The sequence below is a fragment of the Nocardia sp. NPDC004123 genome (assembly GCF_053603795.1).
In genome coordinates this window covers 266,058-288,532 of the sequence record NZ_JBSGGG010000011.1, presented here as the reverse complement: position 1 = coordinate 288,532, position 22,475 = coordinate 266,058, and the positions used below count along the sequence as shown (strand labels likewise).

20 protein-coding genes are annotated in these 22,475 nt (G+C 68.5%); 4 read left to right on the top strand and 16 right to left on the bottom strand.

Features of this window, described 5'->3' with window-relative positions:
• The 3 genes from rpoB to ACWEQQ_RS18445 all read right to left on the bottom strand — a co-directional run.
• A partial coding sequence (gene rpoB / locus ACWEQQ_RS18455; protein WP_452349017.1) for a DNA-directed RNA polymerase subunit beta occupies nucleotides 1–2,027 on the bottom strand: 2,027 nt, incomplete at its 3' end.
• 792 nt (nucleotides 2,028–2,819) lie between these two features.
• Nucleotides 2,820–3,701 carry a sigma-70 family RNA polymerase sigma factor gene (locus tag ACWEQQ_RS18450; RefSeq protein ID WP_452349008.1) on the bottom strand — a complete coding sequence of 294 codons (882 nt, stop codon included), beginning with the start codon at nucleotides 3,699–3,701 and terminating at the stop codon, nucleotides 2,820–2,822.
• Nucleotides 3,702–3,703: 2 nt separating this feature from the next.
• The gene (locus ACWEQQ_RS18445) at nucleotides 3,704–4,099 is read right to left on the bottom strand and encodes a VOC family protein (RefSeq protein WP_452349007.1); all 396 of its coding nucleotides are present in this window, start codon (nucleotides 4,097–4,099) and stop codon (nucleotides 3,704–3,706) included.
• 243 nt (nucleotides 4,100–4,342) lie between these two features.
• On the opposite strand from ACWEQQ_RS18445, the gene ACWEQQ_RS18440 reads away from it, so the two are divergent.
• From ACWEQQ_RS18440 to infA, 3 genes are all read left to right on the top strand, one after another.
• Nucleotides 4,343–4,567 carry a hypothetical protein gene (locus tag ACWEQQ_RS18440; RefSeq protein ID WP_452349006.1) on the top strand — a complete coding sequence of 75 codons (225 nt, stop codon included), beginning with the start codon at nucleotides 4,343–4,345 and terminating at the stop codon, nucleotides 4,565–4,567.
• A gap of 225 nt (nucleotides 4,568–4,792) precedes the next feature.
• A complete protein-coding gene (locus ACWEQQ_RS18435) occupies nucleotides 4,793–5,587 on the top strand; it encodes a GNAT family N-acetyltransferase (protein WP_452349005.1) in 795 nt (264 codons plus the stop codon).
• Nucleotides 5,584–5,808 carry a translation initiation factor IF-1 gene (infA, locus tag ACWEQQ_RS18430; protein ID WP_356996338.1) on the top strand — a complete coding sequence of 75 codons (225 nt, stop codon included), beginning with the start codon at nucleotides 5,584–5,586 and terminating at the stop codon, nucleotides 5,806–5,808. The genes ACWEQQ_RS18435 and infA overlap by 4 nt, the downstream gene beginning before the upstream one ends.
• 94 nt (nucleotides 5,809–5,902) lie before the next feature.
• On the opposite strand, the gene ACWEQQ_RS18425 is transcribed toward infA, so the two are convergent.
• The gene (locus tag ACWEQQ_RS18425) at nucleotides 5,903–6,481 is read right to left on the bottom strand and encodes a dihydrofolate reductase family protein (protein ID WP_452349004.1); all 579 of its coding nucleotides are present in this window, start codon (nucleotides 6,479–6,481) and stop codon (nucleotides 5,903–5,905) included.
• Nucleotides 6,482–6,623: 142 nt separating this feature from the next.
• Here ACWEQQ_RS18425 and ACWEQQ_RS18420 point away from each other — a divergent pair, with 142 nt between their 5' ends.
• A complete protein-coding gene (locus ACWEQQ_RS18420; protein ID WP_452349003.1) occupies nucleotides 6,624–7,628 on the top strand; it encodes a sigma-70 family RNA polymerase sigma factor in 1,005 nt (334 codons plus the stop codon).
• Nucleotides 7,629–7,637: 9 nt separating this feature from the next.
• On the opposite strand, the gene ACWEQQ_RS18415 is transcribed toward ACWEQQ_RS18420, so the two are convergent.
• The 12 genes from ACWEQQ_RS18415 to ACWEQQ_RS18360 all read right to left on the bottom strand — a co-directional run bounded on the left by ACWEQQ_RS18415 (nucleotide 7,638) and on the right by ACWEQQ_RS18360 (nucleotide 22,292).
• Nucleotides 7,638–8,498, bottom strand: a complete 861-nt coding sequence (locus tag ACWEQQ_RS18415) for an amidohydrolase family protein (RefSeq protein ID WP_452345503.1) — start codon at nucleotides 8,496–8,498, stop codon at nucleotides 7,638–7,640.
• Nucleotides 8,499–8,509: 11 nt separating this feature from the next.
• Nucleotides 8,510–9,250 (bottom strand): SDR family NAD(P)-dependent oxidoreductase, encoded by a 741-nt coding sequence (locus tag ACWEQQ_RS18410; protein ID WP_452349002.1) that lies wholly within the window; start codon nucleotides 9,248–9,250, stop codon nucleotides 8,510–8,512.
• A 53-nt stretch (nucleotides 9,251–9,303) separates the two neighbouring features.
• A complete protein-coding gene (locus ACWEQQ_RS18405; RefSeq protein ID WP_452349001.1) occupies nucleotides 9,304–10,455 on the bottom strand; it encodes a glycosyltransferase in 1,152 nt (383 codons plus the stop codon).
• A 49-nt stretch (nucleotides 10,456–10,504) separates the two neighbouring features.
• Complete coding sequence (locus ACWEQQ_RS18400) at nucleotides 10,505–11,824, bottom strand: glutamate-1-semialdehyde 2,1-aminomutase (RefSeq protein WP_452349000.1); 1,320 nt, start codon at nucleotides 11,822–11,824, stop codon at nucleotides 10,505–10,507.
• Nucleotides 11,817–13,115 (bottom strand): GNAT family N-acetyltransferase, encoded by a 1,299-nt coding sequence (locus tag ACWEQQ_RS18395; RefSeq protein ID WP_452348999.1) that lies wholly within the window; start codon nucleotides 13,113–13,115, stop codon nucleotides 11,817–11,819. Before ACWEQQ_RS18395 ends, ACWEQQ_RS18400 begins: the two co-directional genes overlap by 8 nt.
• A complete protein-coding gene (locus ACWEQQ_RS18390; RefSeq protein WP_452345511.1) occupies nucleotides 13,112–14,497 on the bottom strand; it encodes a glycosyl hydrolase family 28-related protein in 1,386 nt (461 codons plus the stop codon). Before ACWEQQ_RS18390 ends, ACWEQQ_RS18395 begins: the two co-directional genes overlap by 4 nt.
• Entirely contained in the window at nucleotides 14,497–15,798 is a 1,302-nt protein-coding gene (locus ACWEQQ_RS18385; protein ID WP_452345498.1) for a Wzz/FepE/Etk N-terminal domain-containing protein, read from the bottom strand. Before ACWEQQ_RS18385 ends, ACWEQQ_RS18390 begins: the two co-directional genes overlap by 1 nt.
• Complete coding sequence (locus ACWEQQ_RS18380; RefSeq protein ID WP_452348998.1) at nucleotides 15,789–17,165, bottom strand: hypothetical protein; 1,377 nt, start codon at nucleotides 17,163–17,165, stop codon at nucleotides 15,789–15,791. Before ACWEQQ_RS18380 ends, ACWEQQ_RS18385 begins: the two co-directional genes overlap by 10 nt.
• A gap of 157 nt (nucleotides 17,166–17,322) precedes the next feature.
• Nucleotides 17,323–18,327: a CgeB family protein gene (locus tag ACWEQQ_RS18375; RefSeq protein ID WP_452348997.1), complete on the bottom strand. Its 1,005-nt coding sequence runs from the start codon at nucleotides 18,325–18,327 to the stop codon at nucleotides 17,323–17,325.
• Nucleotides 18,324–19,607 (bottom strand): oligosaccharide flippase family protein, encoded by a 1,284-nt coding sequence (locus ACWEQQ_RS18370; protein WP_452349016.1) that lies wholly within the window; start codon nucleotides 19,605–19,607, stop codon nucleotides 18,324–18,326. Before ACWEQQ_RS18370 ends, ACWEQQ_RS18375 begins: the two co-directional genes overlap by 4 nt.
• Nucleotides 19,608–20,064: 457 nt before the next feature.
• Nucleotides 20,065–21,252: a glycosyltransferase family 4 protein gene (locus tag ACWEQQ_RS18365; protein ID WP_452348996.1), complete on the bottom strand. Its 1,188-nt coding sequence runs from the start codon at nucleotides 21,250–21,252 to the stop codon at nucleotides 20,065–20,067.
• Nucleotides 21,252–22,292 (bottom strand): glycosyltransferase family 4 protein, encoded by a 1,041-nt coding sequence (locus ACWEQQ_RS18360; protein WP_452348995.1) that lies wholly within the window; start codon nucleotides 22,290–22,292, stop codon nucleotides 21,252–21,254. The genes ACWEQQ_RS18365 and ACWEQQ_RS18360 overlap by 1 nt, the downstream gene beginning before the upstream one ends.
• Between the last annotated feature and the right edge of the window lie 183 nt (nucleotides 22,293–22,475).

Below are 22,475 nucleotides of genomic sequence, written 5' to 3'. Positions count from 1 at the left end.
TGCCCGGCCTCCACCCGCATACCCTCGTCCACGATCGGACGCTGGTTGGCGCAGGTGCCCTGGTTCGAACGCTCGAACTTCCGCAGCCGGTAGCTGCGGCGAGTGCCGTCATCGTGCATCACGGTGATGAAATCGGCCGAAACCTCCTCCACCACACCGGGTTTCTCGTTCAGCACGACATCGCCGGAATCGATCGCCGCCCGCATTTCCATACCGGTGCCCACCAGTGGCGCCTCCGAGCGAATCAGCGGCACCGACTGCTTCTGCATGTTCGCGCCCATGAGGGCACGGTTGGCGTCGTCGTGCTCGAGGAACGGAATCATGGCGGTCGCGACCGACACCATCTGGCGCGGCGACACGTCCATGTAGTCGACGGCGGCGGCATGGACCAGCTCGACTTCGGAGTTCTTGCGCCGCACCGCGATTCGATCGGACACGAAGCGCCCCGCCGCATCCAGCGGTTCGTTGGCCTGCGCCACCACGTGCAGGTCCTCTTCGTCGGCGGACAGGTAGTCGATCTCGTCGGTCACCCGGCCGTGGGTCACCCGCCGGTACGGCGTCTCGATGAACCCGAACGGATTGACCCGCGCATACACCGACAGATACCCCATCAGGCCGATATTCGGCCCCTCCGGTGTCTCGATCGGGCACATCCGGCCGTAGTGGCTGTAGTGCACATCTCGCACCTCGAGGCTGGCGCGTTCCCGGTTGAGCCCGCCGGGCCCGAGCGCCGAGAGCCGCCGCTTGTGGGTGAGGCTCGACAGCGGATTGCGGTGATCCATGAACTGTGAGAACTGGGAGGTGCCGAAGAACTCCCGCAGCGCCGCCACGACCGGGCGGATATTCAGCAGCGACTGCGGGGTCACGGCCTCGATGTCCTGGGTCGTCATGCGTTCGCGCACCACGCGTTCCATGCGTGACAGGCCCAGCCGCAGCTGGTTCTGGATGAGCTCGCCGACGGTGCGGACCCGGCGATTGCCGAAGTGGTCGATATCGTCGACCTCGACCGGGACCTCGATGCCGCCGGGCGCGGTCATCACCTTCTCGCCCGCGTGCAGCCGGACCAGGTAGTCGATGATGGTGACGAGGTCCTCCTCGGTGAGCACCGGCGAGCCGATCGCCTCGGCCGTGTGGATGCCGAGTTTCTTGTTCACCTTGTAGCGGCCGACGCGGGCCAGGTCGTAGCGCTTCTCCTTGAAGAAGAGATTCTCCAGCAGCGTCTGCGCGGACTCCTTGGTCGGCGGCTCACCGGGGCGCAGCTTGCGGTGGATGTCCAGCAGCGCCTCGTCGGTGCCGGGCGTGTTGTCCTTCTCCAGCGAGGTCAGCATGATGCCGGAGTGGCCGAAGCGCTCGGCGATCTGCTCGCTGGTCCAGCCGAGCGCCTTGAGCAGGACCGTCACCGGCTGCCGGCGCTTGCGATCGATCCGGACGCCGACGGTGTCGCGCTTGTCCACGTCGAACTCCAGCCACGCACCCCGGGAGGGGATGACGCGCGCGGAATACAGTGTCTTCTCGGTGGATTTGTCGATGCTCTCGTCGAAATAGACGCCGGGGGAGCGGATCAGCTGCGAGATGACCACGCGCTCGGTGCCATTGATGACGAAGGTGCCCGTGCCGGTCATCATCGGGAAATCGCCCAGGAATACCGTCTGGGATTTGATCTCCCCGGTGTTGTGGTTGATGAACTCCGCGGTCACGAAAAGCGGTGCCGCGTAGGTCAGATCCCGGTCCTTGCACTCCTCGATCGAGGTCTTGACGTCCTCGAAGCGGGGTTCGGACAGGGTCAGCGACATGGTTCCCGCGAAGTCCTCGATGGGGCTGATCTCGTCGAGTACCTCCTCCAGCCCGCTGGCGCGCGTGGCGCCGTGCACGGCCGTCCGGGCGCGCCAATCGGGCGCGCCGATCAGCCAGCCGAACGAATCGGTCTGCACCTGCAGGAGATCCGGAACTGCCAGGGGCTCGGTCACCGTGGCGAACGAAACCCGCTCGGTCTGATTCGAGACTGCCAAAATGCGTCCTTCCAGCACCTCGCGCCGCCCGCACGAGGCGGTCGGTCGCGGTATCTGCTTGTCCTGTGGCCGTAATTCACGCGCACCGGCGCCGGCCGTCCGAACATGACTCGACAACAACGGGTGGATGAAGCCGCACGCAGACAGCGCGACCTTCCACGGTCATTTCACATTTCGAGAGTCGGACAGCACCCGCCCAGGCGCGAAATCTCAAATTACACCCGAAGTCAACAGATGTCGAGAGGCGCAAAGAAATCGACACCGATATTCCGGTGTCTTCCCATTTCAATAATGGCATCGCGGAACACAATTCGTCAAGTCGATTGTGGCCTCCCGTTCGCGGCCTCCTGACCAGCGCGAAAGCGACTGGGCGGCAGTATGTTCGGCTATGCCCGCCAGGGTGTGGCCGTGCAGTAATCCGTATCTCACGACGACCATGACCGGGCGCGGGCCCGTATTCACTGATGTTCGCACTGCACCGGCCCGGTGGGCTGTTCCTGGTCGAACTGTCGATCATCATCCGCGGCCATGCCTATCTCGCGGCTTGCGGGTCTTCACGGAAGCGACTGTGGCCGAGGCGGATTCGGGTCGTGACTTCGAGACTTCTTTCGACACGCTCCCGTATCGCGGCGACCGGATGTGGGACCACCGCACTGCCTACCCGGAGGGCGGTGGTCCCACTGCCTCCTCGCTCAGATCCTCGATGGCAGCTGCGGCAGAGTCGAATTGGCACGCGCCTACCCGGATACCGCTGGGCTGGTCGCCGCGCCGGAAACCTGCTCGACGCGCTCGACCTGGCCGGTCGGTGAGTCAGGCCGAACCGGGTAGGTGCATCGCGGCGAGGCGGTGCGGGTCGGCGAGCAGGGTGATGGCGGTGATGCGGTGGCCGGAGACGGCGAGGGACATGACGGATAGCGGGGTGCCGTCCTCGCGCCAGGAGATGTAGCCGGGCAGATTGTCGACGAGGACCGGCTGGTGGCGGGTGACCGCGCCGGAGAAACTGCGTGCGCGCGTGGCTACCTCGGTGGCGCCGAGGGTGACGAACACGCCGCCGGGGGTGTGGACGGTGAGCCGCACGCCCGGGTCGAGGACGCGGAGGAGGGCCTCGAAGTCGCCGCCCACCGCGGCCCGGCGGAACGCTTCGGCCACCGCCCGCTGTTCGCGCCCGGGGGCGGCCGGGTGCTCGCCGACGCCCTGCACCTTCCGGCGGGCGCGGCTGGCGATCATCTTGGTGGCGTCGGCGGATTTGCCGAGGATCCGGCCGATATCGGCGAACGGCACCGCGAACATGTCGTGCAGCACGAAGGCCAGGCGCTCGCTGGGGCCGAGCGAGTCCAGGACGACCAGCAGCGCCAGGCCCACCGAATCGGCCAGGGCGACATACTCTTCCGGCTCGGTGGCGCTGTGGTCGGCGGTGACGACGAACTCGGGCAGGCCGTCGTAGGACGACTCCTGCCGGGCCTGGCGCGAGCGCAGCAGGTCCAGACTGATCCGGCCGACGACCGTGGTGAGCCAGCCCGCGAGGTTGTCGATGGCGGCGGCGTCCTGGCGGGCCAGCCGCATCCAGGCCTCCTGCACCACGTCCTCGGCATCGGCATGCGAGCCCAGGACGCGGTACGCGACCGCCCGCAGCCGATCGCGCTGTGCCTCGAAGGCCGCGGCCACCGGGTCCGTCGAGCCGGATCCGGCCATGGCTACCGTCCCCGCCGCTGCTGCCGCAGCGAGATCCGGTTCCCGTCCGGGTCCACCGCCTCGATGCGCACCCCGATCGGATACTCCACCGGTTCCGGATCGATGAACGTCACGCCCCTGTCCCGCAGCACCTCGAAGTCCTTCCACAAGTTGTCCGATTCGAGAATGAGCGGCCCGGGTGCGACCACCTCCGGCCCCCCGGTCGGCTGCCCGGCCGCCTCCGGAAGCAGCCACAGAATGATCTCCACGGGACTCCCGGACACCCTGACGGTCAGGAACCGCCCGTCGGGCCCGGCATAGTCCACCTGCTTCTCCAGCCCGAGCCCTTCGGTGTAGAACCGCAGCGCCCGGTCCTGATCGGTCACATAGACGGTGACATACAAGATGTTCGACAGCACCCTGTCCTCCATTCCTCGGTCCGGCGACCCCGGTCGATGTCGGTCGCCACCCTGTATGACGCGGGCCGCCGCGAGAAGGTAACCGGCCCGGTCGCACGGCCGTCGGGGTACCGACCCTCGGCAGGTAACGAATCGGCCGAATCGCGGCACGGTTGAGGCAGGCGTCCGATCGGGGCGACTAGCGTCGGACGACGTGGTCCGAGAGGACTCCGATCCGCCCCCTCACCTCGACAGGAGGATCAGGTGACCGAGCCGTCCAAACCCTCACTGCTGTCGAAGATCTCGATGAAGCAGTGGATCGCGCTCGTCCTCACCGTGCTGGCGGTGATCTTCATCGCGGAGAACCGGCACCGGGTGGACATCGAATTCCTGCTGCTGACCATCCGTTCGCCGATGTGGCTGGTGCTGCTGGCGACCTTCGCCATCGGCTGGGTCGTGGGCATTCTGACCATGCGATCCCGTCGCTGAGACAGCCCATTCGTGTGCTTCTTCTTCGGTCCGTGGCGGAAAATACCTTGCGCGGACCGCGATTCGGTCTGCTAGCCTGCTGCCTACCGTGACATCAGGCGAGGAGGTGAGACCCATGAACACAGTACCGATGTGGGGGCTCCCTCTCGTCGTCACGGATTGGCGAACGCTGTAGTTGTCGCCGGGAGCGCCTGCCTGACAAGGCAATCCCGAAAGGTGACGACGATGAATACTTCGGATATCTCTTCGCGTGCGGGCGATTCCGCCGCGATCACCCGGGTCGCGCTGACCCGATGGCAAGCCGTGGAGAACGACCTGGTCGTCGGGTGCGGCGATCTTTCGACACGACCCGACGGACGGCTGTTCGTCAGCATCGACGCCTGGCACGACGCGGTGTTCGACCAACTCGCGGCCGCGATGCTCCCCACTCTGCGCAGGCCACTGCACACCGTGGTCGACGAGAACGACGCCGACCTGCTGTCCCGGTGGGCGCGAGCCGGTTTCACGATCCGGCGCCGGGAATGGGAGTACCTGATCCCCACCGATCCCGCCGGCACCGGGCCGCATGCGGTCCTCCCGCCACCGGACATCACGATCGTGCCGGCCGGGCGCGCGGCGGCGGAACCGCTGCGCGCCGTGGATCGGGTCATCCGCGACGAGGTGGCGGCGGCGGTCGGCTGGCAGGAGATGCCGGCCGAGATCCTGGGCGGGTACGACGGTGACACCATCGTGGACCGGTCGAAATACGTGGCAGCGGCCCAGCGCGACCACTACGTGGGCCTGCTCCGCGTGGTGCAGGTGACCCGGCTACCGCGGATCGGGCTGATCGCGGTCCGGACCGACCAGCAGCGCCGCGGCATCGCCCGCGCAATGCTGGCCCACACCCTGTCCACGCTGCACCACCGCGGCATCGCCACCGCCTCGGCCGAGGTGAACGAATCCAACGCGGCGGCCACCGCACTGTTCGACGGCATCGGCGCCCGGCGCGTGAACAGCAACCTGGAACTGGTGCTGCGATGACCAAGACCGGAAAGGGAATAGAAATCGAGGGCACCGTGGTCGAGTGCCTGCGCAATGCCACCTTCACGGTGGAACTGCCCAATGGGCATCAGGTCCTCGCGCACATCAGCGGCAAGATCCGGAAGAACTACATCAAGATCCTCCCGGCCGACCGCGTTCTCGTGGAACTGAGCCCCTACGACCTCACCCGCGGCCGAATTCTGTTCCGGTACAGGACATAACGGGCACGAGCGGCGGCTCCCGGTAAAGGGCTGTCGAAACCGGAGTCGGAGGGCCCAGCCGCCGGGCGGGCGGCTGAGCCCTCCGACCGTGGGTTCAGGCGTCGCGGAGGAATTCGTAGGCGTAGTACACCAGGCCGTCACCGATCTGCCGAGTCTCGATGAGACGCAACGGTTTCGCGGCGGTGGTCCGATCGACGAGACGTTTACCCTCGCCGAGGACGACGGGGAACACGACGAGGCGAAGTTCGTCGGCCAGGTCGTGCTCGATCAGTGTGCGTACCAGCTCATAGCTGGCGTAGACGATGATCTCGCCCGCCACGGACCGCTTCAGTGCCGCGATCTCGGAGACGGCGTCGCCTTTGAGGACCGTCGCGTTGACCCACCGCGGGGGTTCGGTGGTCGAGGACACGACATGCTTGGGGAGGCTGTTCAAGGTGTCGGCCCAGACCCCGGTGCGGGAATTCCATCGCGGCGCGAACCATTCGTCGCTGCGGCGGCCGAGCAGCATGGCGTCGGCGCCCAGCGCCTCCCGCGTCTCGAGTTCGGCCCAGGCCTGGAAATCGGTGCCGGCGGGCGCCGGGAACCAGCCGCCGCGGGCGAAGCCCTCCCGGCCGTCGGGGTCCTGGACGACGCCGTCGAGGCTGACATTGGTGGTGATGACGATCGTGCCCATGCGGGTCTCCTTGATCGGTGTGTTCGGTTGCTGCTGAGGTAGAAACCGGAGCCCGCCGAAACTGGGCGCGCACGCACCGCCCAGTTCGCGCCAGGGCCGGTGTCGATATGCACGAGCATTCGAGACGGAAGAGGTGGCGAGAGTGGCAGTCGACGATCCGATGGTGGCTGCGCGGGCCGGGAGCAGCGCGGCGTTCGCGGAGCTGACCGAGCCCTACCGGCGTGAGCTGCTGGTGCACTGCTATCGGATGCTGGGGTCCCTGCAGGACGCCGAGGACGCGCTGCAGGAAACGCTGCTGAGTGCGTGGCGCGGCCTGGACGGCTTCGAGGAGCGTGCCTCGCTACGGACCTGGCTCTACCGGATAGCCACCAATCGCTGCCTCAACGCGCGCCGCTCGGCAGGCCGGCGACCGGCCGAGGAGTGGAACGTGCCCCATGTACAGCCACCGGAGCCGACCCGGCTCGGCGAGATCGTCTGGCTCGAACCGCTCCCGGAAGATCTGGTGGCGGGTGCGATCGCGATGCCGCTGGGCCCGGAAGCCCGCCTCGAGCAGACCGAGTCCATTTCACTGGCTTTCGTGACGGCCCTGCAGCTGCTGCCGCCGCGCCAGGTGGCCGTCCTCATCCTGCGTGACGCCCTGGGATTCCCCGCGGCGGCGGTGGCGGGCATGCTCGACACCACCGTCGACTCGGTCAACAGCGCTCTCAAGCGGGCCCGGACCGGCCTGCGGCAGCGGCTGCCCGCGACCGCCGAGGGGGAATCGGCCCCGCGTTCGGCCGCGCAGGACGCGGTCGCGGCGAAGTTCGCCACCGCGTGGGAGTCCGCCGATCTGGACGCGCTGGTGGCCCTGCTGACCGACGACGTGTTCATGTCGATGCCGCCGATGCCCTTCGAATACGCCGGCATCGAGGTCGTAACCCGTTTCTGCGCGGCGATATTCGGCGCGGGCCGCCGCTTCGATTTGGTGGCGACCAGCGCCAATGGCCAGCCGGCGTTCGGGGCCTATCTGCGCGGCCCCGACGGCACCGCCCACGGCACCGGCCTCTATGTCCTGACCCTCGCCGGTGACCGGATCAGCGGGCTGACCAGGTTCGACACCGCCGTGCTCCCACGCTTCGGGCTGCCCCGATCACTGCCGAACCGCTAGCCGCGTTGCCTATTTCAGGCGGTAGGTGTCGAGTGCGTTGGCCCGGTAGAAGAACTCCGCCTCCTGATCGGTGGCGTCGGTGGTGACGATGTGGTCGATCGCCGAGACCAGCTCGGTGTAGGTCCCGGCCAGCGAATCCACCGGCATGTTGGACGCGAACATCAGCCGCCGCCACCCCCACAGCGCCACACTCGATTCCAGCCAGTACTCGAGCGACGGCCACGCCAGATCCCGGCAGATGAGCCCGAACCCGGAGAGCTTGCACAGCCACTGAGTCTCCTTGGCCGCCAAGGAGATCGCATTGTGCCAGGCGGAGCGGGCCTCGGCGGAATGCCCCTGCGGGAACCCCAGGTGCTCGAGCACCACCCGCAGCTCCGGGTACCCGGCCAGGAAGTCGATCCAGTCGAGGATCTCGCCGGGCTCGGTCACCAGATCGAAGACCGCGTCGTGCTCCTGCAGCCAGCTCGCCAGGGCATCGGCCGCAGGCGTATTCGGCGACAGCCCTTCGAAAACCCGTACCCCGCGGAACCGCTCGGTGCGGGCCTGCTCGTCGAGATGCGCGATGAGCTCGGTTGTCGGCAGGGTGGGATCGACGGCCCCGACGATCGCGTACGGTCGCGACCCGGCCGCGGCAATGCCGTCCACCCAACGGGTTTCGTCCAGATAGGCATGCGGCGCGGTGGTGGCCGACACGTGCACCAGCCCGGCCACCTCGATCGATCCCAGCCCCCGATCGAAGTCGGCCGGTAGAAAGTTCTGCGCGATGTCGGGTCGTCCGGCGGCGGCGAATCTCGCCAGGCCCGGATACCAGGCATGCGTACCGGTGTCCCACAGATGCATGTGGGCGTCGACGAGGGGGAGAGAGGGCATGTGGGCAACTCCTACTGCATGGTGATGCCGCCGCTGACGCTGATCAGCTGGCCGGTGACGTAGCTGGCTTCCGGGCTTGCCAGCCATGCGATGAGGGAGGCTACTTCGTCCGGTCGGCCCAGGCGTTTGAGGGGGATGGATTTTTCGAGGGCGGTGAGGGTTTCGGGATGATCGGCCATGGCGTGTGCGACCATGTTGCCCTCCAGCGGCCCGGGGCAGACCACGTTGACGGTGACGCCGTCGCGGGCCACCTCCCGGGCGAGGGATTTGGCGAAACCGAACAGGCCGGATTTGGATGCGGCGTAGACGGTTTCACCGAAGGCGCCGGCTCGCGCGCCGTCGGAGGCGACGAGCACGATGCGGGCTTCCTCGGCGTCGAGCATGCCGGGCAGCAGCAGCTGGGTCAGGCGCATGGGCCCGCGCAGATTCACCTGGAACATGAGGTCCCAGGCGAGGGTTCCGCTGTCCAGGAACGGTTCCACGACGGCGACCCCGGCACAGTGCACCACCGCCGAGACCCGCCCGCCGACCGTCCGGGCGGCCGCTTCGATGCTCTCCGCGCTCGTCAGATCCAGTTCCAGCGCAGTGGCTTCCGCCCCCAGCTCCGCCGCACACGCACGCGCACCCTCGGCATCCACATCCGCGACCCACACGGGCCGTCCGGCGTCCACCAGCCGCCGCGCCACCGCGCGCCCGACATCCCCTGCCCCACCGGTCACCAGCGCGCCGGATACCGCTCCGACACCACTCACTGCCTCACCTGTTCCGCTGTTCTCGAATCCGTTCGGATTCAATGCATAGTCGGTCAGCGGGAATTGCGCGACACAATGTCCGCGATTCGGGCGCGGAAGGCCTCGGGGGAGAAGGTGGCGGCGTGCTTGCGGATGGTTTCGGGGTGATAGTCGGCCGGGTCGAAATCGCGCATCACCTGGGCGAATCCGGCCACCACCGAATCATCGGAACCGGTCGGAATGTGCTCGCCGGAGATACCGGGCACGACGGTGTCGAGCGCCCCGCCCTCACCGACCGCCAGCACCGGTGCGCCACAGGCCATGGCCTCCACCGGGACGATGCCGAAGTCCTCCACGCCGGGCATGAGCAGCGCCCGGCAGCGGCGGTACATGTCCTGCAGCACCTCGTCGGAGGCCGCGCCCAGGAAGGTGGTCTCCGGGCCCGCCAATGCCTCCAGCTGGCGGCGATAGCGGCCGTCGCCGAGGATCACCAGGCGCACCCCGGCCGCGCGGGCGGCGCGAATGGCGAGATCGGGGCGCTTGTAGGGCACCAGCCGGCCCGCGAACAGGAAGAAGTCCTCACGGTCGATGCGCGGATCGGGGGAGAAACGGTCCACGCGCACAGGCGGATTCACCACCGACGCGGGCAATCCCCACCAGTCCCGCACCCGATCGGCCACCGCCTGCGAGTTCGCCACCACGTGCGCGAGCCGCGGTGCGGCCCGCAGTTCGTTGCGCCGGGCCAGCGCGCCCAGCGCCATCAGAACGGCCTGCCCCGCCCGTCCTCCGGCCTCCCGCGCCCGGAACGCGCTGTCCCAGGCCCACCGGGCCGGGCTGTGCACATAGGCGATCACCGGTGCGGTGGTGGCGAAGACCGCCTGGGTCGCGAAGGCGTGATGGCTCACCACCACCGCGTCGTACTCGCCGTCGAGTGGAAGACTGCGCAGCGTTCCCGGCACGAACGGCAGCAGCGGTGCATGCGACCGCCGCCCGCTCGCCGCGTAGGCGCGCGACAGCCAGGTGTCGTGCACGAGTCCGGTTGCCGCCGAGCCCGTTTCGATCGAGGGGCCCGCAGCCGCCAAGAGTGCGCGCGTGCACTCCGCGTCGGCGATGGGCGCGAAAACCGGTGCGCCGGGCCAGGTTTTCATGAACTCGGCGACCACGGCCTCGGAGCCGCCGTATTCGGTGAATCGCTCGTGGACGAGGGCGATCCGGGGTGCGGACATCACAGCTCCTGGGTTACTGCGCGAGAAGGGGTTACGGTGCGATACTCGGCTACGGCGCGAGACGACGCGGTGCCGCCGTGCGCCGCAGCGCCGGAGCCACCGGCCGTCCGGCGAGCAGGCCGTCCACCGTGCCCTGTTCGAGGGCCTTGCGGTAGGTCTTGGCCGCCGACTGGCAGGCGTCGATGGTGTGGTCGATATCGGCGTCGGTATGCGCGGCCGAGTTCACGAACGACTGCCCCAGCACACCCCGGTCCAGCAGTTCCTGCAGGAACAGCGTCCGATAGGGCTGGGAGGGAACGCCTTCCGCGTCCCGGGTGAGGAACACCAGGCACGACGGCCGGCCCGCCGCCTCGAGGTGGTCACCGATCCCGAGGTCCGCGGCAATGGCGTTGACCTCGGCGGCGAGGCGGCGGCCGGATTCCTCCATGCGCGCCACCGGATCGGTGTTGCGGTAGGTCTGCACGACGGCCCGGAAGGCGGCCAGGGACGCGGTTTCCGGCCCGTGGGTGGTCGACAGCAGGAAGACCCGGTCCGCGTCGGTGCGCAGCCCGCCCAGCTCCATGTACTCGCGTTTGCCGGCCAGCGCCGAGAGCGGGAACCCGTTGGCCATCGCCTTGCCCCAGCACGACAGGTCGGGGGTCACGCCGTAGATCCGCTGCGCGCCGCCGGCGGACCAGCGGAACCCGGTGATCATCTCGTCGAAGACCAGCAGCGCGCCGTACCGGTCGCACAGCGCGCGAACGCCTTGCAGGAAGCCCGGCGCGGGTTCGGCCAGGGCCGTGGCCTGTTCGAGGATCACGCACGCGATCGCGGTGCGGCGCAGGGCTGTTTCCAGCGACGCCAGGTCGTTGTAGCGGAACCGCACCGTCGGAACGGCCGGTATTCCCGCGTTCATCTCGGTGGTGCCGATGAACCAGTCGTCGACCGAGAAGAACGGCTGCTCGCAGATCGCCACCGCCTCCCGCCCGGTCACCGCGCGCGCCAGCCGCACGGCGGCCGTCGTGGTGTCGGAGCCGTTCTTGGCGAACTTCACCATGTCCGCGCCCGGCACCAGGCTCAGGAAATCCTCGGCCGCCAACAGTTCCAGCTCGGTCGGCCGGGAGAAGTTGACCCCGTCGGCGATGGTCCGGGCCACCGCCTCGACCACCGGCGCGAACCCGTGGCCGAGGGTCACCGAGCGCAGCCCCATGCCGTACTCGACGTACTCGTTGCCGTCCGCGTCCCACACCCGGGCGCTCTTGCCGCGCACCAGGATCGGGGCCATGGCCTCCGGATACTGGTCCGCGCCGCGCGCGTAGGTGTGCGCGCCGCCCGGGACCAGATCGTGCAGGCGCGCCTGCAGGGCGGCGCTGCGCCGGTAGTCACGCATGATCGGCACCCCCGGCGGTGATGGCCCACAGTTCGTGGTCGCCGCGGTGCCCGTCGAGTCCGGTGTAGCTGCGCATGGTTCCCTCCTTGTGCAGTCCCGCCGAGGCGGCGACCGCAGCCGATGCGGTATCCCCGGCCGCGATGGCCGTGTATACGCGGAACAGTCCGAGCCGGTCGAAGGCGTGTGCCAGCAGGGCCCGGGTTGCCGCCAGGCGGACTCCGTCGTCGGCGTGGGCGGGATCGGCCCAGATGTGCATCCGGGCATTGCGATCGAACATGTCGAGGTCGAACAGCCGGGCCTCCCCGGCATAGGCGCCCGCGGCGTCGAGGACGAGCAGCAGACCGGCGGGGGAGCGCACTCCCGCTGTGCTGCGGGCGAATTCGCGCCACCAGGACGAACCGGTGCTATCGGTTCCGTCGGTCGCCGGGGACGCACCGTTACGCCGGGCGGTCGCGCGGGCCGGGCCGTCGGAGGGCCGGAGGCTGCGCAGCGCCACCCGGTCGAACCCGGTCAGCCGGAGCATGACGGGCCGGGTGGGCAGCGCCTGCCGGGCAGCCCGCCACAGCTGGCCCGCGCGATACCGGGCCAGAACCCCGAAAACTGTTGCAGTATCGGGTATTCCGTTCTCCCCCGGTGCTGCGGTGGGTTCGTCCGGGGGCGGGGTTCGATGCTCGAGCGTGCGCTCGGTCCACATCTCGGTGAATCCCTTGGGCGGAATCTCGGCCCGCGTCATCGACCACAGATCGTGATCGGCCCGCGCCCCGCCCACATCGAAGTGCAGCCGCATGCGCCCCTCGCGGACGAACCCGATCTGCACCGCACCACTGGTGGCCGCCGCGTTCCCCGGCGAGATGGGCGCATTGATGCGCTCCAGCCCCAGCACCTCGAAGCTGAAGTCGAGGATCAGTCCCGCCGCGATCCCGCCGAATCCGTGCCGCCCCATCTGCGCATCGATCCAGATTCCCATCTCGCCCTGCCGGGCCTGCGGATCGATATTGCCGATCTCCACCTGCCCGGCGAAGCGCCCGTCGATCTCGATGACGGTGGCGATCCGCCGCCCGGTACGGGCATTGGTCGCCGCCTCCAGACATTCACGCACCCAGGCCTTCTCGCTGTGCCGGGTGTCCCAGTCCAGCGGCGAGGTGTGCCAGAACGGTTCCAGAAGTTCGCGATTGCGCAGCCGCAGCCGCCGCCACTCCTGGTAGTCGGCGAAGCGCGGCAGCCGCAGCAGCAGGGTGCTGCCGTGCAGCCGCGCCGGGCCCAGTCGCAGTCGTGCCCCCGCGCCGCTCACGAGTGCGGTCGCTGCTTCCCCAGCGACGAGGTCTTGATTGCACCGTCCGTGCCCACCGACAGCCGCCAGTACGTGCCCGCCGAGTCCTTCAACACGATTCCCCCTTCGCTGCGATCGGAAATATAAGCCCCACTGTTCAATACGGCCGACAATACGGTCCCGTCCCGGTCCTGGACCTGGAAGATGTCGGCATCGGGCTGACTCGCCTGCGCCACCGTGGTCCCGGCGAAGCGCGCGCCGTGGATGGCCCCGCGCCCGATGACGTGCCAGCCGTCCGGGAACGACCTGGGATCCACGTCCTGGTAGGACCCGGAGATGAGGTTGACGGCCGTGCCCTCCGCCACGCCCTTGGGATCCACCCGCACCTCGATGGGCGGCGCGTCCAGATCCGGATCGAACTGCACATTGGCCAGATACGGCTGGCGGCAGTGGATCAGGTCCAGGCACACCTTGCGCGCGGCCACCTTGCAGTTGACCAGACCGAACTGGGCGGGCCCGCCGGCCGGTCCGCCGATGGACAGCGCGGTATCGGCCCCTTCGAACCACACGTTGGTCAGCCACCAGTCGTTCGCGGGGCCGTCCACCACCAGGTGCTTGTCGGTGGTCCTGGGATCGTTGTCGGACACGAATTCGACATTGGCCAAAGCCAATCCGGCATTGTGGTCGCCGCCGGTGCCCAGCACCCCGATGTGATTGTTGGTGAGTTTCGAGGACGTCACGTAGTTCTGGATGCACGAGGTGACGATCCCGTACCCGAAATTGTTGATATCGGAATTGATGACGGTCGTGCCCCCGGTGTTCTGATCCAGCACCAGTCCCCGCTGGTCCTGGAATCGGGGCGCGTTGTCGCTGAGATGGTTGCCGCGCAGCACCACCGAATCGAAGGTACAGCGGAAGCACTCCGACAGCCGCACCGCGGTGGCCTTGGGGCCGGAGAAGTAGAAACCCAGGCGGGAGAAGCGAACCCGCTGCTTGCGCTGCAGTGCGATGAAGGTGTCATCGCCCTCGTAGGTGATCGTGGTGACATCGGCCCCGTCGCCCAGCACCGTCGCGTAGTCGGCGAGCGCCGGGAACTTCTTCAGCGTGTACTGCCCGGCCGGGATGTAGAGCACCAGCGGCTTGTCGCTGACCGCGGCGGCCTTGGCGAAGGCGTCGGTGTCGTCGGCCTTCCCGTCCCCGACCGCGCCGAAGTCCTTCACATTCCGGGCCGACGGCTGATCGGTCACCTGCGGCGAACGGAATTCCGTTGCGCCGGAATCGGTTTTCGCGCATGCGGCCGCGACCGGCAGGATGGCCGCCGCCCCGAGTCCGGCGGCCAGCAGCCGTCGGCGGCGCACGGCGGCGTCCGACCGGTTGTCCGTTGTCCCCCCGTCCTCCTCGATCACCGTTTCACCAGATCGAGCGGATGCTTGACGAGTTCGCCGACGCTGCGATGCGGCCGCGAGAAGACGACCGTGCCGATCATTCGCTGGTTGTCGTGGCCGAAGGTGGCCAGCGCCCCGCGCACCTGGTCGGAGGTGGTCTGCCCGAGCTCGATCACGCCGATGGTGGCGTCGACGCGCCGTGCCAGCGCGATGGCGTCGGCGGCCGCGGTGACGGGTGCGGCCTCCACCACGATGTGGTCGAATTCGCTGCGCAGCTTGGACATGATGTCGCTGAACCGCTCGGAGTCCAGCAGGTCGGGGGTGCGGAAATCCATGCCGCCCAGCGGCAGCACAGTGATCCCCACCTCCGGCCAGGCCATCACGAACCCCGCGGGAGTCGCGTTGTTGCGCAACAGTTCCGAGAGTCCCGCCGCCGCGGCCGCCGGACTGCGCCGGGACGAGCCGTGCCCGGTGGTGTCGGCGTCCACCAGCACCACCCGCGCGCCGGTATCGGCGAAGGTGCGGGCCAGCCCGATCGCCACATCCGGTTCGGAGTGCGGCGACAGCGAGGTCAGCAGCAGGCTGACCAGCGCGGGATCCTCGGTGAGCCGGGTGCGCAGCCGGCGCAGCTCGCCCGCCGCTCCGGGCCGTCCGTCGTCGACGATGCCCAGAATCGGCACGGGCAGAAAGGCTTCCAGCTCGGTGGAGGTTCGGACTCGCTTGTCGAGTTTGTCGCGCAGGATCGCCACGCCCAGGCCCACCATCAGTCCGGCCAGCACGCCGAGCAGGTAGTAGCGCTTCTTCTGCGGTCCGCTGGGCTGGCTGGGTGTCTGGGCCTTGTCGATGACCTCCGCGCGGGCGGCGGGCGCGGCGTCGCTCTGGGTGACTTCGAGCCGGGAGACCAGCGCCCGGAACTGGGAGACCACCTCGTCGGCCAGGGCGCGCGCCCCGGCGGCGGTGGAGTCCTTCACCGTGATGATGATGATCGTGGTGGCCGGCGGCGAGACCGCGGTGATGCGGCCGCGCAGGTCGTTCACCGAGCTCTTCAGGCCCAGCTGATCGTGCACGTAGGTGGCGACGGTGACGCTGGAGGCCAGATCCACGTACGAGCGCACGCGCTGCTGTGCGGCCAGCCCGCCCTGATAGGAGTCGTTGACCGAGGTCCCGGTGGCCATGGACACGTACACCGAACTGGACGCGGTGTACTCGGTCGGCAGGGTGCTCGCGTATCCGTACGCCGCCCCCGTACAGATCACCACCGCGACCACGATTATCGGCCAGCGCCGCCGCAGCAGCCGCCAGTAGTCGATCAAACCCATTGCGCTGTCCTCGTTTTCCCGGATGGAATCGGTGCCCCCTGCAGCTGTTCCATCCGTCTTCGGAATTCACCAACAACCAGATACGCCAGCCATGCCAGCACCATGGCCTGCAGATATTTGCCGAGCATCTCGACGGTGCCGAGGATGCCGCGCTCGAACAGGACCGGGACCTCGATCACCGACAGGCCCAGGATCGCCATGGCCAGGTACCTGCTGTAGAGAGCCCGGATCCAGATCAGCAGCAGCACGAACGTGATCGTGACCCCCACCGCGACACCGATGTAGCCGCCCAGCACATAGCCCTCGTTGATATTGCCCTCGGCCAGGGACACTTCCACCGTCGACATGTCCACCGAGCGCCCGCGCACCTGCTCGGCCCAGGCGGCGCCGGACCGGAACTTCTCCGCGCCCAGCAGCTGGGTGGGAATCAGGCTCTGCACGGCGTGCTGCGCCACCTGACTCGGCGTCAGCCAGGAACTCGGCCCCGCGAACCAGGAGTCGGTGGCGGCCTCGAGCAGGTCGAAACGGCGCAGCATGCTCAGGAAAGGGTGCACCACCGTCGGATACTGCGCATCCACCTGTGCCGCTTCGGCTTTGGCGGCAGCATCGGTCTTGAGCGACTGCAACCACCCGAAGCCGCCGATGGCGAGGCCGGTGATGCTCAGCACGCCGACCACCTTGACGCGCGTCCAGCCGGTCATGGCGAAGCGCACGGCAATGGCCAGCGCCGCGCCCATGATCGGGGTCTTGGACTGCACAGTGGCGGTCCACACCAGTTCGCCGCAGGTGAGCGCGCCGACCACCAGCGCGGTGGTGCGGCCGGACTCGTTGCGGTAGAACACGATCAGGCCGACCGCGCCGAGCGTGGCGAGAATGGTGACGAGGTTGATGAGCGGGTTCGGGCTCTCCAGTTCGCCCGCCTTGCCGGTGGTGCCGGTGGCGTAGGCCGCCAGCCGGCCCAGGGTGCCGACGCCGTAGAGCAGGAAAAGGGTCTGAGTGAAGATGGGCTCGCCCGCGAAAGGCGCTACGCGCGGAGTGGTCTCGCGCGGGCGCAGCCGTACCCACAGCACGTAGCCGATGATCAGCGCGGCATAGACCCAGAGTCCGAAGATGACCGGTTGCAGCACCGCGGCGATGCCGCCGTCGTAGCCGTACTCGTAGAGCCGCGGATCGGGCACATTGTCGCCGTAACTGGGGACGGGCTGCACCCACAGCAGCACCACCGGCCGCGCGACATACGACAGCGACCAGTGCGCGGTCTGCGCGATCAGGAACACCCGGGCCACACCGGGCAGGAACATCGCGGCCACGACGATCGTCACCAGCGCGGCGGCGACGAGGAATACAGCGAATTGTGCGGAGGCCATCACTCTCCCATCACCCGTATGTCCGCGCCGCGGGCCGGGGCGTTACCCGTTTGCGCGGCCGTTCTTTTCGCCCCCGGCGCGGTAGATCCGTTGCGCCGTTCCGGGCATGGGTGGCGCTGCGCGCGGCTACACTGTGCGGCCTGGTGCGCGCGGCCGCTCATGCCAGTGCGTCGATGATCTCGCGGGCGCGGTCCACGTACCGGTGGTCGCCGTTCACGATGCGGCGATGACCGGCCTCGGCGACCTTGGCGACCTGATCGGGATACTTGGCGCAGCGGCGCAGGATCTCGCGCAGCTCGGTCGGGCCGGAGAACAGGTAGCACTCGGCCTCGTCCTGGAGCAGTTCGGCGTGTTCGTCGGTGCGTTCGCCGACGAAAAGACCACCGGCGGCCGGGACTTCGAACGTGCGGCAGGTGTGGGTGTCGCGATTATCGGAATTGAGCAGCACCAGGTTCGCGGTGACCGCGGCGACGGCCGTGGAGAAGTTCTCGCCATAGACCGCGCCACCGACATCGGCACCGGTCTGCCACAGCGCGCGCACGCGCCGCCAGCCGGGACCGCGTAACAGCATGTCCCCGTGGTGTTCCCGGGCCAGCGAAATCAAGAGGTCTTGACGGTCGGGGCGCACCGCACCGATGAAACCGACCAGATAGTTGTGGACGGTGCGGCGGGCGGTGAGGTGGTGCAGGGCCGGATCGTATGCGCTGCGAACGAATTTCACGTGCCGGGCGCCCCGGGCGGCCAGCTCGGGAACGTTGTGCCACTTGGTGGTGACGATGAGATCCCATTCGGCTTCGTATGCCAAGTATTCCGGGCTGGTGTTGTACGGATTGGATACGTCATCCGGGCTGTAGTGCACATGCAGACCGGCCGGGGCGCTCAGTAGCCGCTGCTGGTCCAGGTGCACCGATTTGAAGGCGAACAGCACATCGGGCGCGAATGCGGTGGCGGCGCTGTCGATCTCGCGATGCAGCGCCTCGACATTCCAGGGCGCGCGCCGATGGGCGACCTTCGAATACACCCACGGTGGCGACAGCCGCGCGGGCAGCGTGACCGGGGTTGTGTCGATCACCACCACCTCGTGCCCCGCCTGCTGGAATCCGTCGGCGAGCGAGCGTGCGTTGCTGCCCACCCAGTCATCCCCGACGAAAAGTACTTTCACGCCAAATCCCCCTTGGTCAGCAGCGCGCTGGCAGGTTCGACCGGCCCGCCGCGGTCGGCCCGTTCCCGGACCATGAGCCACCGCACCCGGATGATGTACCACAGCGCGACGCTGATTTCCGCGGAAACTGTGCCATAGACCAGGGTCCAGACCGATCCGGTCCGGGCGGCGACCACCAGCGCCACCGCGGCGACGCAGGTGCCGATGATCGCGCCGATCAGCACGCCGATGGTGTCCTGCTTGACCGGCAGCACGGCGGTGGTCACGTACGAGGTGATGGTGGTGGCGGGCAGGATGAGGATCTCGACGCGCAGCAGGGGGATCGCGCCGTCGAAATCGTGGGTGTAGATGAGGTGGATGAGGATGGGGGCCAGTACCCAGACACTCACCACGGCCAGGCAGGCCAGGGCCACGCAGCCGATCAGCATCTGGATCTGATTGCGCCAGAACTGATCATGGGCGCTGCGGCGGGCCATGCGGGGGAGCAGGGCGAAGCCGATCGGGTCCAGGGTGGACTGGATCGCGCGGACCAGCCGGTCGCCCGCGGAGTAGAGGCCCAGCGAGGCCGCCTCCAGCACCGCGCCGTACACCGCCGCCGAGCCCTGGCCATAGCCGGTGACCAGCAGCCGGGAGGTGAAAATCGGTGCGGCCATACGCAGGACGGCCCGCACGCCGTAGGGCCGGGCGGGCGGTCCGAACTTGCGGAAGGAGTCCCACCAGGTCAGCGCCACCGTGGCGATGGAGGAGACCAGCAGGCACAGCACGGCCATGGAGGCGCTGGGGAATCGGGGCAGCAGTCCGACGAGCAGGCCGAGATATCCGATGCGGCCCACGCCCTGATACATGGTGGAGCTGCCGAATCTGCCCTGGCCGATGAGCAGCCAGTCCTCCGAGATCGACCAGAAGCCACCGGCGAACAGGCCCAGCAGCACCATGTGCAGTTTGGGGGACACCCCGATCGCGAGGCTGGTCAGCAGCGCCACACCGATGAGGGTCAGGGTGGTGGCGCGAATGGCGAGGTAGGTACCGCGCAGGCGGTTCACCTCGAGGTGACCCGGATCGTCCTCGGGCACTTTGGCGGCCAGGAACGAGGTGACGCCCAGATCCACGACCAGTGAGCCGATGAAGTAGGACGACATGCCGATGGCCAGCAGGCCGGTGCCGTGCGGGCCCAGCATGCGGGCCAGCAGCGGGACGGTGACCAGGGTGATGACGTACTGGCCGTACTTGCCGAAGGTCACCAGTCCGATATCGCGGATGATGCTGCCGATACTGCCCAGGCCGGAGGACGAATCCTTGCGATGCTCACCGTCGGCCTGGGAATGATCTGTGGCGGTGGGTGCTTCGCCGTCCGTTGCGGCCTGTCGGTAGGCACCGGTGGCATCGCGCGCCGGGCGGGCGATCGGGAGCCGCACGGTGGGCGGGTCGACCGGATCGCCGTAGAAGGTGGGGAGCACCGGACCGCGGGAGGGCGCGGCATAGCGGGCGGCCCGTTGCTCGTCGAACGACACCGTGCCACGGCCGGTGCCGTTCTCGTGGCCGTTCGGTCCGGCGGGGCGCTGCCGCGGGCCGGCCGGACCGGAATCACCGCGGGCGTCGTGCTCGAAGGCGGAGACTTGCTGGTCGACCTCCGGAATCCCGTGCCGCATGTGGCGGCGCTGTCGCAACCGGCCCAGCGTGCCGAGGGCCTCCAGCCGCACGGTGGGTGGGTCGAAGGCCGGCAGTGGATCGGTCGGATCATCCACGCCGCCACCGCTTTCCGGGCAGACCGGTCAGGAGGTCGGTCACGATCCGGCCCGACTCGGCGACATCGAAATCGCGGGATCGCACCCGGGCGGCATCGGCGAGCTTGACGCGCAGCTCCTGATCGGCGATGAGAGTGTCCAGGGCGCGGGTGAGCTCGCCGCGATCGCCGGCCGTCACCAGCAGGCCGTTCACCCCCGGCTCCACGATCTCCTCCGGTCCGCCCGGGCGGGTCGCGATGACCGCGCAGCCTGCGCGCATGCCCTCCACGACGACCTGGCCGAAGGGCTCGGGCAGCACCGAGCAGTGCACGAGGATATCGGCGTGGCGCAGATAGGGTTCCGGGTCGTCCACGTGGCCGGTGAAGGTGACCGGGAGGTCGAGGGCGGTGGCGTGCACCTCGAGTTCGGCGCGGTAGGTCTCCTCGTCGAAGAAGGTGCCGCCGACCAGGAAGACCTCGCGGGGGAGGGTTTGCACATCGGCCAGGGCGCGCAGGAACAGGTCCTGGCCCTTCCAGGGGGCGAGGCGGCCGACGACGGCGATGATGGTCTCGCCGGCGGGGCGTTGTTCCTGGGGTCGTCGTTCGCGGGGGAGCGCGGATTCGTCTGCCGCGGTGTCGTTGTCGGGTGGGAACTCGACGCCCGGATAGGCGACGACGGCCGCTCGGCGCCAGGTGTACAGCGAGGCCAGGGTGCCGCGGCTGTTGGCGATCACGGCGCTGACCACCACCCAGCCCAGCACTCGGATGACGAGGGCGAGCACCCGGCCGAAGTAGTCGCGCGAAACCCGGTCGTGCACATGCCAGACCAGCGGGACCCGGGCCCGGCGGGCGGCGACCGCGCCCATGAGCATGGCTTTGGTGCTGCCCGCGACCAGGACGGTGGCGTCGAGGTCGCGGACGATCGCGCCCAGTGTCCAGCCCAGACGTAGCAGGCCCGTCGCGCCGATGAACAGGCTGCGGATCCCGGCCTTGTCGATGGTCATGGCGCGGGAGTCGAAACTATTGGTGACGACGCGGGTTTCGATCCCGCGCGCGGCCATCAGGCGCAGCATCGGGCCGTCCTCGGTGTAGAGCACGGCGGTCTGCCCGGCGGGCATGGCCGAGACCAGGCGGAGCGTTGCCAGTTCGGCTCCGGAGGGGGCCGCGGTGTGCGCCAGGAATACGGCCTTCAGCGGTGCCATCAGCCGACGAGCTCCGCGTAGAGATCCCGGTGCCGATGCGCCGCGACCGCCCAGGAGAATGACTCGGCGTGGGCGCGGCATTGTTTCGCGGCGGGCCGGGAGCCGTCGAGGGCGGCGGCGATGCGGGCGGCGAGTGCCTCGGCATTGCCCGGCGGGACGAGGAGCGTGGCGTCCAAACCCCGGACGGAATCGGGCAATCCGCCGCAATCGGACACGATCGGGGGGCGTCCGGCGGCAAGGGATTCCAGGGCGATGAGCCCGAATCCCTCCAGTGCGAGGGAGGGGACGACGGTCAGATCGGAACGGGTGTACAGCTCGGTGAGCTCCGCGTCGGACACCGATCCGGTGAATCGGATCGACGGCTGGTCAGCGGCGAGCGCCCGCAATTCGGCCTCGGCGGTCCCGGTTCCGACGATGATCAACCGGGCGTCGGGATGCCTGGCCGACACGTCGGACCAGGCGCGAATGAGCACGTCGATACCCATCCGCTTCTCCAACCGCCGCACGCACAACACGATTCCGGTGTCGGCCTCGGGCTCCGAAGTCGTGAAACGCTCCAGATCCACACCCGGCGGAATCACCCGAACCCGATCGGGCCGCACGCCGTAGTCGCCGACCAGCAACCTTTCGAAATGTTGCGACAGCACGACGAACCGGTCCGCCCTGGCATATCGCAGCCGCTCGACCAGATACTTGGCACGCACCGCCCGCGTGCCCTCTCCGGCCATCCGGCTCTCCGCCGCCCACGGCCCGTGAAAGTGCACTACCAGCGGATTTCGTACCGCCGCAGGCCCGTACAAGCAGAAATGCCGATCGATCACGGTGTCGCGGGTGAGCCCGGCCCGGTCCAGAAACGCGGTCCGTGCGCGCTGGAGGGTCGATCCGCCGATGGGTCCCCACGACCCCGCACCGACCGGACCGTCTCCGAAAGCCCTTGCGCCGACACTGATTCGAGTGTCACGCGTGAGTGCACCGTATAGATCTGTGAAGTACCGGTTGAGACCCCCATGAGCGGCCGTGAACCACTCCGACCCTGTCATCAACACCCGAATGGGCCGCGTCAAAACCCTCACCCCCGGGTCCGTCACCCACATTCGGACCGAGATAACGATCCGAACGCCCTTGCAGCGCAAGTGTATGCCAATCCGCGCTGCCGGGCGGGCTATCGGCCCGCAATCAACCCACCGACCAGTATTTTCCGAGTCGCCGATTTCCAGGCGGCA